Raw genomic sequence first — 15,549 nt, 5'->3', positions numbered from 1 at the left:
CATGAAAATAAAATTTCTGATTGTGATATTTTGTTTGTTTTGCCAAATCGGTTTGGCGCAAAACGAAGTCGTTTACCATGTTTTTCAGCGTAGTTTTTTCGATAGCGATGGCGATGAAAACGGCGATTTAAAAGGAATGCGTGAAAAGCTAGATTACCTGCAGGATTTGGGTGTTACAACCATTTTGCTGACGCCATTGTATGTTTCTGATTTCTATCATAATTATTTCGCTGATGATTTTGAAAACATTGATCCGGAATATGGTTCGATGAAGGATTATATTGATTTGGTTAAAGAAGTACACCGCCGAAAAATGAAAATTTATCAGGATGTAGAAATGCAATACGTCTCGGGAAATCATCCGTGGTTTAAGGATTCTTTCGAAAACCCGAAATCGGAATACAGTAAATTTGTAGTTTACAATGATGCGGAAAATAAGAAACCATGGTACTTTTTCGATGTGCCTGAATTTACGACTTACGATAATGCCAAACATAAAATCATCGTCGTAAACATGAAGGAACAGGCTGTTAAAGAGTATACATTGAAAGTACTGAAATCATGGGTCGACCCCAATAATGACGGCAAATTCGACGACGGTGTCGACGGTTTCCGGCTTGATCACATGATGGATAATCTGGACAATGCCAATAGACTCACTGGTTTATTCAGCGATTTCTGGACGCCGGTTCTTACACAGCTAAAAGCCGTGAATCCAAAATTAAAAATCGTTGCAGAACAAGCCAACTGGAATTCCTTCGGACACGATTATTTTGAAAAAGGAAATGTCGATTATGTATTTGCGTTCCGACTCAAATTCGCCATCAATTCTTTCGAAAAAGAAAAAATCATAAAAGCTGCTGACAGCACTTTCAATTATAATCCTTCAGGAAAAAACCAGTTTGTTTTCCTGGAAAATCACGATACGAAACGATTCGCGTCAGAGCCGGGAATGACTCTGGAAAAAGAAAAAGTTGCAGCAGCCATCCAGCTTTTGATTGGAGGAATTCCGTCGATTTATTACGGGCAGGAAATTGGTATGAACGGCCAGCAGCAGCAATTCGGCATGACCGATGGCAACGATATTCCGGTGCGCGAAGCTTTCGATTGGTATGCCAACGGCGAAGGAAAAGGCGTGGCAGAATGGTATAAAAATACCGGCGTTTGGTGGGATAAAAGAAATAGTCAGGCTAACGACGGGATATCGTTTGAAGAACAACAGAAAGATCCGGAATCGCTATTTAATTTTTATAGATCATTGATTAAATTACGAAAAAAATACACCGGATTGCATCGCGGTTCTTATAGAAATATTCCAAATGACAATCCTTCTGTACTCACTTTTGAAAGATTCAACGCAAGAAAAAAGATCATTGTTTCGATAAATTTATCGGACAGGGAACAGGTTTTCGAGACCATCCCTAATAATCCGGCGAAGGTTGTTTTTGGAGGAAATTACCTGAAAAATTTAAACGATGGAAAAAAAGCAATAGCTCCTTATGGCGTCATTGTGGTTTATGAAGGAAATTAAAGCCCTTTTTTAATCGTATCACCTTCGTATTCAATAATATAAATATCTTCGCTGTCGCGTTTCATATAATATTTTTCACGAGCGAATTTTTCAACCTGGTCTTTGCTCTTCAGCATCTTGATGCTTTGGTTGTCTTTCTTGATTTCGTCTTTATAATATTGCTTGTTGTCTTCGAGCTCCTGGATTTCTTCATTCAGAATCCTTTGGTCGAAGTAAGAATAGTTGTCAAGAAATATCATCCATACGATAAAAAACAGCGTAATCAGCACGTAGCGGTTGCTTACCAACCTGAGCCAGCGATTCTTAAACTTGTTTTTAAACGGATTTTTCATCGTGATAAATTTACAAAATGCGCTGGTTGATTACGGCGCGCACCACGTCAATCGCAACGGTATTGTATTTGTCGTTCGGAATGATAATATCGGCAAAAGCTTTTGTAGGTTCAATAAATTGCTCGTGCATCGGTTTCAACGTATGCTGATAACGGCTCAAAACTTCTTCCATGTCGCGGCCGCGCTCAGCGATATCGCGTTTCAACCGACGGATCAATCGTTCGTCGGGATCGGCATGTACATAAATCTTGATGTCGAACATATCACGCAATTGCGGGTTGGCCAAAATCAAAATCCCTTCAACAATCATCACTTTCCGCGGATGCGTAAAAACAGTGTCGTCTGTTCTATTGTGCGTCACGAAGGAATAAACCGGCTGATCAATGGTATTTCCGGCTTTTAATGCCTTCAGATGTTCCACCAAAAGTTCAAAATCGATAGCGCGCGGATGGTCGAAATTGATCAGCGCGCGTTCTTCATAAGAAAGGTTGTGGTTTTCTTTGTAGTAGGAATCCTGTGAGATGATGCCGACTTCCGTCTGCGGCAATTCGTTCATGATCTGGTGCACTACTGTTGTTTTTCCGCTGCCGGTCCCGCCTGCAATTCCTATGATGAGCATATTGAAATGTTAGTTGTTGATGCCACAAAAATAGGAATTTAATTCAGAGGGAATTTTGTTTTTTTGAAATGTTTTACTGATTTCGGTTCATGTCTTTTATGAGGCTTCGCGTAAAAAGCAGCAGTACAATTCCGCCGATTCCGATGCAAGCCCACAGGAACCACTGGCTTTGCCAGAAAGGTTTTGGCGATGCTTGTTGTTGTTCAGGCGATTGGGTTTGAATGTCAGAAATAGCGACTTCGGGAAGATTTTTCGGGATGCTGTCGCGGAAATAAGACAAATCGTATTGCGGCGCACTCAAATTCGGGTTTCCGGTTCTGATAGTATAATTTTCATTTGATTTCAAATCGGCGGCAATCACAATCGGAATCTGCAAATATTCTGTGCCATTGATCTGGAGCTGGGCGTCATCGCCGTTTTCTATTTCCATAAAAAATGACTTCTCGTTTATTTCCAGCGGAAAAATATTGTTGGAATGAGAAGTGAGGTCAAACTGCATCAGGTCTTCCCTGGACCACGTGTTTTTTTCTTTTCCGGGTTACTGTTACGTTTTTATAGATGTTGACTTTCCGGTTGTAATAGCGCTGTCCCGAAATATGAAACACCATTTTATTAATAATTGTCGGATTTTTATACCGAACGGCAATCACTGTTTTTTTGGAGCCTTGTACGTTGGAAACAGTGCTGTAATCAGGCACGGCAGGTAAGAGGTCGATTCCGTTTTTGGCAGCAGGTTTTAAATTTCCGATATGGAGTACGTTAATCGGAAGCGTCTTTTTGTTGTTGAAAACAATCCTCAAAAACCGGTAAGTACAGCGCGGAAAAACAATTGTCTTTATCACATAAGCATTCGAATTTTCGGATAAATCTTCGAGTTTTTGTTTTTGGGAAATGCCAAACCACGACTTATAATCGTTACTTCCATATAAGTTGTAAGTCTTGTTGACACTGGTGTTGGCGATGAAAAGCGTGAGGGAATTGATTTCCTTCATCGGATTTTCAACAACCATCGAGGTACTGTCTTTTTCATCAATCATTTTCCCGAAAATCGGATATTCCTCAAAATCATAATGCGGTTTACTGTCATTTTCTTCGATTCTGAGATACGGAATTTCGTGATTTTTCGCGTCATAAATGCGCAAATCGCTTAAATCAGTTTTCGAAAGCGCGCGCAATTCAGGCGAAATGACGATTTTATTGAATCCATTTGTTTTCACCTGAATTTTAGCGGTGGTTTGCGCCAAAGCGAAATTTCCCAATAGAATCAGCAATAAGCATTTATTCATTTTCATCTTTTTCAATGTCTTTAATTTCAGCAGATTTGTCTTCCAGGACGAGCACTTTGATTTTTTGGTAAACAAATGAAATGATTAAAATCAGTACGCCTAACAGAATGAATGCGATGATTTTTCCGGTTTCGGAAGCGTTTCTGATATCGAATAAAAATAATTTGGCAATTGTAATTCCGAGTAATGATAATGCGATGATCCGAAGCGATTTGTTTTGTTTTCTGATTCCGAAAATCAGGAAAATGAATGCCAGAACGCCCCATAAAATCGGGAATCCGGTTCTGATGACGAGATTTCGTATTACATTGATTGCATCGCAAGCAGCAAAATAATTGGCATCATTGCCTCCTATGTCAGCGTAATAACGTAGGTTTTCGGTTTTAACATCAGTTGCAGTTATGACATCCATAGAAAATACCAAAGCATGCAGCATCAGTTCGGTGCTGGCAATATAAACGATGAAGAAACAACAAATCCAGATGAAAAATTTGTTTTTAACGAACTCAGAAATTGCATGCTCTTTATGCATTTGATACAATTGCCACGCATAAAAAATGATTATCGCCAGTGAAAAATAATGCAGGTAAAAAGCGATGCGCTGCCCGGAATTATGTGCGATATATTCGGTATGTTCCAGGAAAGCATAATTCGAAAACCAAAAAGTAAAAAGCACGATATTGACGACGGCGATAAGCGCTGCGAATTGATAAGTTGCCGTGCGTTTGCTTTTATAAATCAGGAATATAAATGCGGCACTAAACAACAAATGATACAAAACCGGGAAAGCATTCGCAGAATAATTGCCGGAAACATAGCTGTCAGACTGATAAATGATTTCAAAAATTCCTGTAAAATAACCGATGATAATGGTTATAATACCGAGGTATTTACGATAAGTGAGCGTGTCGGGAAATTGTTTTTCCGATGGCGAAATGACTTCGCGTTTCAGCAGATAGATCACCGCTGCGAGTGTCAGTACAGAGAAAATCCCGGTGATAAAAGCCGGATTCGCTACAATCCTGAGTGTTTCGATTCCGAGATAAATATTGCTCCAGTCCATTAATAAACTGATCAGCATCAGGAAATGCACGATAACTGAGCCAATCCTGTAGCTTTTGATTTCGGATTTTTGCGAAAGCCACATCAGCAAAACGGCTTCAGCGCCCCAGAATAAAGTGATGTAATTGCCTTCAAACTGTATCGGAACCGCGAGCGTTATAAACGTCAATGTCAGGCCGATAAGCAAGTAAACCGCGGTTTTATCAAGGCCAAACTTTTTGTATAAAATCCATGCGTATAAGAGATTCAACAAACCGAGACCAGTTGTAAATAATCCCGGAATTCCGGATGATAAGTATGAAGAATTGTCATTCCGGCAGCGTAGAATAAAAACGTATTACTCGCAAGAATCGATAATTCTATTGCCGAAAATACGCCTTTCGTCCTGATATTGTTGACGATATTGGTCAGGATGAAAATCAGGTAAAACGCAAAGCCAAATACCAACGCCCCGCCAAAATGCGGATGCGGCAGCGCGTTGTCCTGATACAGCCATACGCCATATAATGCAACAGTGAAAACATAAGCCACGACATTTACGGCGCTCCATTTTTTATGGAAAGCCAGTGCAAGGATTCCAACGTCGAGAATGGCGATATATGTCAGCAGCACGACATAATTTCCTGTGCCGGTGCTTACCATAAAAGGCACAGCAAAACCGCCAATCAGTGATAATATGGCCAATTCCATCCGGTCATACGAAAGCGAAATAATGGCGCTGAAAGCCGTAATGCCCACCATGATTACAAAAGCAGCCGTTTGCCCGAAAAGATGGTAATCGTGAAATGCAATTGCAATCGTAAAGTAAAATATCGCTATCGCGCCAGCCACTAAAACCGAACTGAATGCCGCGTAGTTTTTCCTTAATTTATGCGCAAATCCCATTACGAGTGCACCTGATAAAATGCCGATTCCGACACGCGCCGGTTCATTGATCCAGTCTTTGTCAATGGCATATTTTACCAGATAACTGATGCCTAAAACCAATATCAGTACACCGATTTTATTGATGAGGTTTTCGCCGATGAATTTTTCCAGGTCGGGATTTTTTTCCTTGAAAGTATCCCACCACGATTTTTCGTTTTTGTAATTGGCGTACGATGGTTGTTCTGGAGTTGGCGAAGGTGCACTGAAAACCGTTTTTTCATAAACAGGCTGTCGACTTCCAAAATCAATTGGTGTGATGACTTTAGGTGTTTCTTTTTCAGCGACAGGTTGTGGAGTGACATCGGGAATTGGTGGAAATTCAACTGTTGGTTTCGGAATCGGCGCCACAGGTTTTTCTTCAGGAACAATCTGTGCGGGCTTATAATCGGATTTTTTAAACAGATTTTCTTCAGGCAATTGCTGTTTGCGGAGCTCATTCAGCAATTTAGTCATATTGTTGAGCTTGTCTTCAAGGTAATTAAATCGTGTAGTGATTTCGCTTCTTATAAAAAGCAAAAATGCAAATACGAGGATAGCCAGAAAAATTTCCATGCAGAGGAGGTTAGTATTATCGTATGTAAATATAACAACATTTTGCAGTTGCAATGTTTGACGGCTGAGAAGATTTTATTCGGGATAAATGTTAGCTTTTCTGTAGCTAAAGAATTTAATTAAAAGATTTTACAGAAAAAATCAAATGCCAGATAAGATTTTTGTATTCTTGTTATACAAACACAGTAACTTTATGGGGAATAATATTTTAAAGGCGATAAATCCCGACGACTTAATAGGCAAATGGCTTTTCGCAGACGATTATGGCAGTAATGGTTTTGGTTGCGAGAATGCATACCAGCTCCTGAATGCTGACGGGACCATGATATACGGCAATCACGATATAGTAGGTGATAATCCTTGTGTGCTGATGGAAACCCCGGGAACGTGGAGTCTAAATGGCAAAATCCTTTCGATAATACTGAAAGAATCTGACGGCAATGGTTCGTTTGAACAATTATTCTCGATACGGTATCTTGACAAAACTACACTCGACATTGTGACATACACAAATGACAGGGATCGTCGGGTAGCTTTCGTTCTTACAAAGGCGCAATAGCAAAACCTGAAAATTTCCATAAACTAAAAAATCCCTTCCTGTTTTCACAGAAAAGGATTCTTTGTCGGGGTGGCAGGATTATTTCATGATCCGAAAAGGGAGTCATTACAAAGAATCCTTTTGCGGTTTTGGCAAACCGCCGGTCTTTTTTTAATTTACAGAAATTTTTAAGTGAACCCAAAATTTCCATAAACTAAAAAATCCCTTCCTGTTTTCACAGAAAAGGATTCTTTGTCGGGGTGGCAGGATTCGAACCTGCGACCTCCTGGCTCCAAACCAGGCGCGATAACCGGGCTACGCTACACCCCGAAAGCGGAGGCAAATATAACACTAATTTTCAATCCCGCAAAAAGATTTGAATAAATAGGGGAAGATTATTTTCTGATAGCCAAAACTGATATTTTTTTGACGCAATATTTTCAATTTAAAGCTACATTTGCAGTCTAAAAATAACGATTTTACGAAACCATGTCAGAGACCATCGAAAAAATAAAATGCCTAATCATCGGCTCAGGACGGCGGGTTATACCGCAGCGATTTATGCCGCACGCGCCAATATGAATCCGGTTATCTACCAGGGAACACAACCGGGCGGACAACTTACCACGACCAACGAAGTAGAAAATTTCCCGGGTTATCCTGACGGCATCACCGGCCGAAATGATGGTCGAATTGCAGAAACAAGCCGAACGTTTCGGAACGCAAGTCCGCGACGGATGGGTTACAAAAGTCGATTTCTGCGCCACCGGACACAAAGTCTGGATCAACGAAACCAAAGAAATTGATTGTGAAACCGTAATCATTGCAACCGGTGCTTCTGCGAAATATCTCGGATTGCCTTCAGAGCAACATTATTTGCAAATGGGCGGCGGGGTTTCTGCCTGTGCGGTTTGCGACGGATTCTTTTACAGGAACCAGGAAGTGGTGATTGTAGGCGCAGGAGATTCTGCCTGCGAAGAAGCGCATTATCTTTCAAAATTGTGTAAAAAAGTAACGATGTTGGTTAGAAGTGAGCATTTCCGCGCTTCGAAAATTATGGTGAACCGTGTCATGAAAACCGAAAACATCGAAATCCTGTTGAATACTGAAACCGTTGAGGTCATTGGTGACGGGCAAGTGGTGACCGCTGTAAAAGTACTCGACAAAACCAAAAATGAAGAAAAGGAAATTCCGGCCACAGGATTTTTCGTTGCCATCGGCCACAAGCCGAACACAGACGTCTTCAAACCGTTCATCAATATGGATGAAACCGGATATATCATCAATGAGCCGGGCACTTCCAAAACCAACCAACCGGGCGTTTTTGTTGCCGGAGATGCAGCAGACCATGTTTATCGTCAGGCGATTACTGCGGCGGGAACCGGATGTATGGCGGCTTTGGATGCGGAAAGATACCTGGCATCACTCGAATAATTCAAATGAATATTTGCATAAAAAATCCCGATTCGCGTCGGGATTTTTTGTTTCATAAATGTTCATAAAATGATAAAGTGTAAGGATAAAGCTTACAACTGTAAGGTTTACTACCTCATAATAGGGTAATAAAGGTTACATCTGTAAGGTTTATTGCCTATGTGTTGGGGAATCATCCCCCACAAGTAGGGTAGTAAAGGTTACGTGTGTAAGGTTTTCTATATCATTATGGGGTAGTAAACCTTACAGTTGTAAGGTTTACTACTGCACAATAGGGCAATAAAGGTTACAACTGTAAGGTTTACTATCACATTTAGCATAAGGCTTAAAAGGAGGTAGTCAAATAAAAAGTCCCGGCAATCTTAACTAACACGAATTGTACGAATTTCCACAAATTTTAATTCGTGAAATTCTGTGAAATTTATGTTGTTTATTTACTCGGTTTTTTAGACAAAATCGCACTGTCTGCAAATTTCACTAAATCGACTTTCGGTTCGCCGTATAATTGTATTTCGCTTGTTCCGGAAGCTTCGATTTTTACCGCAGTCTCCACATAAACATTGCAATTGCTGTAACCTTCTGCTACAAGTTTCATGTTTTTTACAGTGAGTTTTTTTCCGTTGAAACCGGAGTTGTTGTCCAGTCGCAACGTCATGTCAATCACATCGCCTTCAATATTGGCAACCGCTTTCTGGTAAAGGTCACACTTGAGTTCTGTTGAGGAAATCAATGCCTTGATCTCGGCATTTTTGCTTAACGTAATCGTGCCGGTTTCTGATTTAGCATTGAGTTCGGCCTTTGAGCGATCTTCGCAAATAACATTGAAGGATTTCGTAGCCAGGTTCAGGAACAGTTTTGAATTCTCGAATGATTTGAAAGTGATGTCGTCAAGCGTAATTTCCTCAAGCGCATTGATCTTCGATTTCCCTTTCGAAATCACCGTTGTTAAAGCATCCGTATAAGTTACGCGGATATTAAATTTTTTGAAATCGGCAGGGTCTTTTGCAGTAGTAATGACTAAAGTACTTCCGGCCATCGTAAGCGAAAGTGCGTCTTGCAGATTGTCATCAGCTTCAAGTTCGACACCATTCTTATCACCTTTGATAAGCGAAATTTCGAGGTCGTCGCCGACTTCAACCGCATCGAAATTTTCGACTTTCTTTTGTTCGATTGTGACGATTTTAGAACCTTTTACTTTTTCTTTCTTTTGCCCGAAAGCGATTGTTGATAGTAGGAATGTCAATAAAATGTAGGTGATTTTTCGCATTTGGTTTTTGGTGTTGGTCGGACAAATATAAATAAAAACCATTGTCGTAAAGCAATGTATAAAATCAATTTCTGAATAAAAGTTTAAGAATTTCTACGGCAAACCCGTAATACAACGTGTCGTGAAAATTTGTATTTTGCCTACAGGGGAGGGGCAATTGCAACCCTACGAAAAATAAAACAATCCTGGATACGGGAATGCCGTAAAAATTGTTAAAATTTCAGTGAGGTATGGTATATTAAGTTTCGCGAATAATTGAGGAAGCCGCGAGATAAAACATCCGTTTTCAATTTCTCAAAAACGGATGCTGTTGCATAAATTTATTCTTCAGAAATGACCTTCAGATTGTCATCCGGAACCCTGTCAATCAGATAATTGTAGGGATCAATTCCGGCCTGATAAGGCAATTCTTTCACGGTGAATTTAAACGTATTGTCCTTTTTCGTAATCTTCATTCTTTTAAAAATCAATGCTTTTCCGAGATTTTTATCATTTTCTGGTGCCGCGAAAATCCCGATGTCGATGTAATCCGCGACAGCGATCGGCGTTTCCTTACCCAATGCATCCGAACGGAATTTTTCAGAAGAAACTTTCATCGTCACCTCATAACCCGTGCCGGTTTTTTTGTAACTGCTTTCAAGCACGCGGTTCGAGAAAAGCGTAATGTTTTCAAACATATCGCTGATCAGGTATTGGAGGCTGTCAGGCGTTACTTTCCTGAATTCAGCAACTGCGGCGTTCGAAGTCGGGTAAGGCGGATTTTTATATGCATATTCCGTAATGAGGTTGTGCATCGCCGCATTGACATTTTTCTCGCCGACCATTTCCTTCAGGTAATACATCACGACGCTGGCCTTATTATAATGGATGTATTGCTGGTTTTCGGTTTTCATCAGCGGGTTTTCGCCTTCCGATTCATAACTTCTGCCGTTGAGGTAATCGTCCATTTCATATTGCAGGAATTTCTTCATTTTGTCCTTGCCATATTCTTTTTCCATTACCATTAATGCTGAATATTGCGCAAAACCTTCGCTCATCATTTCGCTGCCCTGCATATTCGCGCCACAGACCTGGTGTGCCCACCATTGGTGCCCCATTTCGTGTGCGACGACGTAGAAAACCATGTCGATATCGTCTTTGGTCACTTCGCGCAGATCTGTAATAAATCCGATACTTTCGCTGTATGGCATCGTTCCCGGAAAAGCCTGGGCAAACCCGGCGTAACGCGGAAATTCGATGATGCGGCATTGCTTTTGGTAATACTGACCGAAATTCTCGGTATAATAAGCCAGTGATTTTTGCATGCTGTTGAGCATGTTCGGCACATTGTAAGCGTGGTTTTTATCGTAATAAACTTCAAGGTCGATGCCATTCCATTTTTTGCGGGCGACTTCATATTTCGCAGAAATGAACGAATAAAAATTAAGCGCTTTCTGGTCGAGTTTGTATTGGAAATATTTGCGTCCGTTGGCATCCCAGCTTTTCACAAGCGAACCAGGCGCAATCGCAATCTGGTCAGGCGAAGTACTGATGGTCGTGTTCACAGTCACCCAATCAGAATCATTACTGATGTAGGTATTCGACCTTGCGGCGATATTGTTATCGTCAAGTTTCGGCATGCGGATACGTTTCGGTAATTTCAACTCGACGCGTTTATTTTTATCCGAGATTTCCATGCCATTGTTGTATCCTAAACTCGGTAAGAATGAGGCGTTGTTGAAGAAAGTGCCGTTTTGCGTGAGTTGTGTAAAACTCACTTCATTTTCAAATCCGCGTGACAATTGCCAGACATCGATATTGATTTTAATCGAATCATTTTTCGCGAGCGGTTTGTCGAGTTTGTAAATGCGATAATGCAAACGTTTGTCATTAAGTTTGAGCTTTGAACCCGGAACCGTCAGTTTCAGGCTGTCGAGATCAGGCATCGTGAAATGCAGCTCGCTGATTGGCGTATCAGAAATGTTGTGTGCCCAGGCTTCGGTTTTGATGATCACGCTGCGGTCTTCGGGCATGATATCGATTTTATAATCCATTTTGTAGAAGCGCGGCTGCACGAGGTTTTCGAATTTTTTGTATGTCTTCTCGTAATCGACTGCGGCTTTTTCTTCGGATTTTGAATCGTTGTAAGTATTCAAAACCTGCGTATTGTAGAAAACAAAACTTCCGCAAAGCACAAATAAAAGTATACTGCCGAAAATTGCAATCTGGCTGTTACGGAAACGGATTTTCGCAGTGTTCCAGCGATAACGGAATTGCTCTTCTTTTCCGCGGATGTAAAACATCAGAATCACAAAACACAATACGAGGCTGAACAGCATCCAGTAAATCGTGAACCAGACCGTTCCGGGAACAAATGGCCCAAAGCCGTTCATGTCTGAATAAGTGACGCCTGGTCTTGAACCGAATGAAACCATATTGGTGTTGATTTCCATCAGGCTCCAGATGAAGCTATTGACTATAAGGAATGCCACAAAAGCGAAATAAGCGATGTAACGGTTATTAATCAGGTAATGAAATAACAACGACAACACCGTGAGAAATAAAAATCCTGACAAGCGAATGAGCAGCAGCGACTTTACATATACACCTAATTCATATCGGGAATAGCCATAAATCGTTTGTGCTATTATACCGAGCAATATCGAAAATATCAGCACCAAAGCAATTGCTATCATCATTGCAGCAACTTTTGAAGCGAACAGCATTCCGGTTTTCATTGGCGTGGCATCCTGGATTTCATTGAGTTTTGCATCGCGCTCTTTCCAGACCAGAACGCCGGTGTAGAATCCGATGAAGCCAATCATAAAGAGGAAATAGGCGTCTTCGATATTATCAACGACGATGTAAGTCACCGGATAACGCGTGGTTCCAAAAGAACTTGTCAGCGTACATAAATTGACAATCAAAATAATCAATCCGATCGTCATGATGATGATGAAAGTCGGGTTTTTAATGACAGATTTTGTTTCAAATTTGATAAGGCTGAAAAAAGTATTCCACGAAAAAACACCAGCTTTTGTAGGTTTTGCAGTGATTTCAGAAACCAAAACCGGAGTTGGCGTTTCTTTCTTATCTTTCAGTTTTGCGGCTTTTTCTTTTTTAGTATTGAATGAAAAACGCGCATAAACCAATACTAAAATCAGCAATGTAATGCCAAGCCAGGCCAAACGATTGATCAGCAAATCTCCGGATAAAGTGATCACATGGAAGTTCTTTTCATCGGGAGTCAGGTATTTGCTCATGATGTTATAAGGCCTGTTCCCGAACGGGTCGAGTAGATTGGCAATCCATTCTTTGTGAATATCTTTTGTGAATTGTGCCGAAATCACATAAAATACCAAAATCAGCATCGAACCTACAAATGAGATAATTGTGCTTCTGAAAATAATCGCCAGCGAGAACAATAAAACGCCGGAAATAATGACGTTCGGAATCCCAAATGACAGAATTCCGTGTAAATGCGCACTCCAATAAACCTCGCCAAATCTTTCTGCCGGTGCCATTCCCAACGACGGAGCAACCAAAGGCGCAATCAACGCACCGAGTGAAAGTCCGAGCATCGGAATGACTGAAACAATTGCCGCCCCGATAAATTTCCCGAAAAAATAATCCCGTTTTTTAATCGGTGATGAAAATACAAACTGCTGCATACCAAACTGAAAATCGCGGTTGGCCGTTGCATTCATGAACGCCGTTGTCATCAAAAGGCAAACGGTCGACATAATGACATAATAATTTTCTATCTGAAAAGGCGCATTTTTGTGTATGTTTCCTGCGCCGCCGCCGATAACGACATATTCTGATGCCGTTGCAAAGAACGTAAACAGCGCACAGATGAACATAAAAATCCAGACCATTGGCGTTTTCAGCCAGTATTTTAATTCAAATCGTATAAATTTCCACATAAGATTTCAATTAAAAATTAGACAAGTTCGTTGAGTTTGGCGAAAAATACATCTTCGAGCGTTTCTTCGGCTTTTGTAAATCCGTTGCCCGGTTCTGATTCTGAGAAAACGTGTATCAGCGGATTGCCGCCGACAAGTTTATTCGAAATGATTTTGTAGTCTTTCTGGTAAGCAGGCAGTTCTGCTTTCGGCACTTTTCTTTCGAAAACTTTTCCTTTCACTTCGAGCAGCGCATCGTCTGTATTACCGCTGAATAAAACTTTTCCGTTGTTCATGACTGCCATTTGTGTGCACAATTCACGGACGTCCTGAACGATATGCGTTGAAAGGATTACGATTACATTTTCGCCGATTTCACTGAGGATATTGTAAAAGCGATTGCGTTCTCCGGGATCTAAACCGGCAGTCGGTTCATCTACAATCACGAGTTTCGGATTCCCGATGAGGCATTGCGCGATGCCGAAGCGCTGGCGCATTCCGCCGCTGTAGCTGTTGACGTATTTTTTGCGGTGGTGCCCACAAATTGACTTTTATGAGTAATTGCTCAACGATTTGTTTGCGGTCTGATTTGTTGTTGAAGCCTTTTAAAAGTGCCAGATGTTCAAGCAAATCGACGGCAGAAGTTCTCGGATAAACGCCGAATTCCTGCGGCAGATAACCCAAAACTTTCCTGACGGATTCTTTGTCGTTGAGCACATCGATATCGCCGAGCATTACCGAACCGCTGTCGGCGTCCTGCAAAGTGGCGAGTGTGCGCATCAGTGATGATTTTCCGGCGCCGTTGGGACAAGTAGTCCGAACATGCCTTTTTGTATGGTTAGTGAAACGTCGTTGAGCGCATGCACGCCGTTGCTGTACTGTTTGTCGAGATTTTTGATGATTAATTCCATGGTTGTTTGTGGTTGGTTCTGTTGGTTTGACTATTAGGACTTCGATTTGTTACAAGCCGGTTTAAAGCTACTGATTTATTTGGTGTTATGATACATAATTCCACTAATGCCTAGCCCCGATAGGAGCAAGTAGCTTTTGTGGCTGGGGTTCAGCCGCAAAACTACTGCGGATAGCGGGAAACAGCTTCAAAAAAATATAATTCCAAAATAAATTTCGAGGAAAATTTAACAATTTCTACGGCAAACCCGTAATACAACGTGTCGGGAAAATTTGTATTTTGCCTTCAGGGAAGGGCCATGCATCCCTACGAAAAAATAGAATTCCCTGAATACGGGTTTGCCGTAAAAATTGTTAAAGTTTCAAATGCGTATGGATTGAGTTTTGTGAACAGCTTGGGAAGCCCTAAATAAAAAAAGCACCCGCTATTAACGGATGCCTAAAAAAACTCTGATAAAAATGGTTATTGTTGTGAAACGCTGCCGCCGGAATTTTCTTCCTTGCTTAAAGTCGTCTTTGGCACTTTTGTATAAGTGATTGAAGAGCCGCTTTCAGCCTTTGCATTCAAATTCACGATTGGCGCTACTGACATGCTGCTTCCGCTGTAAGCTTCAGCTGTTACGTCGTTGGTTTCGAAGGTTTCCTGCATCCATACTACTGCCGCTTTCTGAACTGATATCTAATTTCAGTGCTTTGCCGCGAAGGCGCATCTGGCTGCCGCTTTCGGTGCCGGCAACGATGTGATCGGCTTCTACTTCAACTTCGATATTGCTGCCGCTTTCCGAAGAGACTTTGATATCGCCGGTTACAATCGTGTTCGTGCCGGTGATGTTTGAGCCTGCTTCTGAAACCAATTCTGATACCACAGGCATTTTGATGGTTACATTCGGCGTATGTTCAGTGTTGTAACTTTCGTCTGATTCAACAACCAGTACGCCGTCTTCAACTCTTGTTTTGATGTGTTGCAGGATGTTATCATCGGCTTCGACGGTTACAGATTTGTCTGTCGATTGCGTGATGATCACCTGGATACCGTCTGAAACGTGCACTTTCGTAAAATCACCGTTGATGGTTCGGGTTTGTGAGGTAATTTTGCCGCTTCCTTTTATGCCGTCGCCAAAGTTGACGTTATAGTTGCACGAAGCAAATAACAATGCAAAAGCCGTTACGATGGCAATTTTGGTCAGGTAAATGATTGTTTTGATCAT

Annotated in this window: 12 protein-coding genes, 1 tRNA gene and 2 pseudogenes; 3 read left to right on the top strand and 12 right to left on the bottom strand. The window is 41.3% G+C overall.

Annotated features, from left to right (window positions below):
• Nucleotide 1 precedes the first annotated feature (1 nt).
• Nucleotides 2-1,531, top strand: a complete 1,530-nt coding sequence (locus ACSLFW_RS19270; RefSeq protein ID WP_436557101.1) for an alpha-amylase family glycosyl hydrolase — start codon at nt 2-4, stop codon at nt 1,529-1,531.
• Here the strand turns inward: ACSLFW_RS19270 and ACSLFW_RS19265 are convergent.
• The 6 genes from ACSLFW_RS19265 to ACSLFW_RS19240 form a co-directional block, all read right to left on the bottom strand.
• Nucleotides 1,528-1,863: an FtsB family cell division protein gene (locus ACSLFW_RS19265; RefSeq protein WP_436557100.1), complete on the bottom strand. Its 336-nt coding sequence runs from the start codon at nt 1,861-1,863 to the stop codon at nt 1,528-1,530. The genes ACSLFW_RS19270 and ACSLFW_RS19265 overlap by 4 nt on opposite strands.
• A gap of 10 nt (nt 1,864-1,873) precedes the next feature.
• Nucleotides 1,874-2,482: a uridine kinase gene (gene udk / locus ACSLFW_RS19260; protein WP_436557099.1), complete on the bottom strand. Its 609-nt coding sequence runs from the start codon at nt 2,480-2,482 to the stop codon at nt 1,874-1,876.
• Between the two features lie 73 nt (nt 2,483-2,555).
• Entirely contained in the window at nt 2,556-2,912 is a 357-nt protein-coding gene (locus tag ACSLFW_RS19255; protein WP_436557098.1) for a hypothetical protein, read from the bottom strand.
• 58 nt (nt 2,913-2,970) lie between these two features.
• Entirely contained in the window at nt 2,971-3,768 is a 798-nt protein-coding gene (locus ACSLFW_RS19250; protein WP_436557097.1) for a hypothetical protein, read from the bottom strand.
• Nucleotides 3,761-5,083: a DUF2339 domain-containing protein gene (locus tag ACSLFW_RS19245; protein ID WP_436557096.1), complete on the bottom strand. Its 1,323-nt coding sequence runs from the start codon at nt 5,081-5,083 to the stop codon at nt 3,761-3,763. Before ACSLFW_RS19245 ends, ACSLFW_RS19250 begins: the two co-directional genes overlap by 8 nt.
• Nucleotides 5,077-6,309 carry a DUF2339 domain-containing protein gene (locus ACSLFW_RS19240; RefSeq protein ID WP_436557095.1) on the bottom strand — a complete coding sequence of 411 codons (1,233 nt, stop codon included), beginning with the start codon at nt 6,307-6,309 and terminating at the stop codon, nt 5,077-5,079. The genes ACSLFW_RS19245 and ACSLFW_RS19240 overlap by 7 nt, the downstream gene beginning before the upstream one ends.
• A gap of 145 nt (nt 6,310-6,454) precedes the next feature.
• On the opposite strand from ACSLFW_RS19240, the gene ACSLFW_RS19235 reads away from it, so the two are divergent.
• Nucleotides 6,455-6,868, top strand: a complete 414-nt coding sequence (locus ACSLFW_RS19235) for a hypothetical protein (protein ID WP_436557094.1) — start codon at nt 6,455-6,457, stop codon at nt 6,866-6,868.
• 234 nt (nt 6,869-7,102) lie between these two features.
• Here the strand turns inward: ACSLFW_RS19235 and ACSLFW_RS19230 are convergent.
• Nucleotides 7,103-7,177, bottom strand: a tRNA-Pro gene (locus ACSLFW_RS19230).
• 159 nt (nt 7,178-7,336) lie between these two features.
• Between ACSLFW_RS19230 and trxB the strand changes: the two are divergent.
• Nucleotides 7,337-8,281: pseudogene (gene trxB / locus ACSLFW_RS19225) on the top strand (thioredoxin-disulfide reductase).
• A 430-nt stretch (nt 8,282-8,711) separates the two neighbouring features.
• Here the strand turns inward: trxB and ACSLFW_RS19220 are convergent.
• The 5 genes and pseudogenes from ACSLFW_RS19220 to ACSLFW_RS19200 form a co-directional block, all read right to left on the bottom strand.
• Complete coding sequence (locus tag ACSLFW_RS19220) at nt 8,712-9,590, bottom strand: GIN domain-containing protein (RefSeq protein WP_436557093.1); 879 nt, start codon at nt 9,588-9,590, stop codon at nt 8,712-8,714.
• A gap of 278 nt (nt 9,591-9,868) precedes the next feature.
• Nucleotides 9,869-13,453: a M1 family aminopeptidase gene (locus ACSLFW_RS19215; protein WP_436557092.1), complete on the bottom strand. Its 3,585-nt coding sequence runs from the start codon at nt 13,451-13,453 to the stop codon at nt 9,869-9,871.
• A 17-nt stretch (nt 13,454-13,470) separates the two neighbouring features.
• Nucleotides 13,471-14,343: pseudogene (locus tag ACSLFW_RS19210) on the bottom strand (ABC transporter ATP-binding protein).
• A 461-nt stretch (nt 14,344-14,804) separates the two neighbouring features.
• On the bottom strand, nt 14,805-14,990 hold the full coding sequence (locus ACSLFW_RS19205; protein WP_436557091.1) for a hypothetical protein: 186 nt from the start codon (nt 14,988-14,990) through the stop codon (nt 14,805-14,807).
• Nucleotides 14,953-15,549: a head GIN domain-containing protein gene (locus tag ACSLFW_RS19200; RefSeq protein WP_436557090.1), complete on the bottom strand. Its 597-nt coding sequence runs from the start codon at nt 15,547-15,549 to the stop codon at nt 14,953-14,955. Before ACSLFW_RS19200 ends, ACSLFW_RS19205 begins: the two co-directional genes overlap by 38 nt.

Source organism: Flavobacterium sp. 3HN19-14, from assembly GCF_051373205.1.
GTDB lineage: Bacteria > Bacteroidota > Bacteroidia > Flavobacteriales > Flavobacteriaceae > Flavobacterium.
Note: the sequence above shows the minus strand (reverse complement) of the source record. Positions and strands in the feature narration are given on the sequence as shown.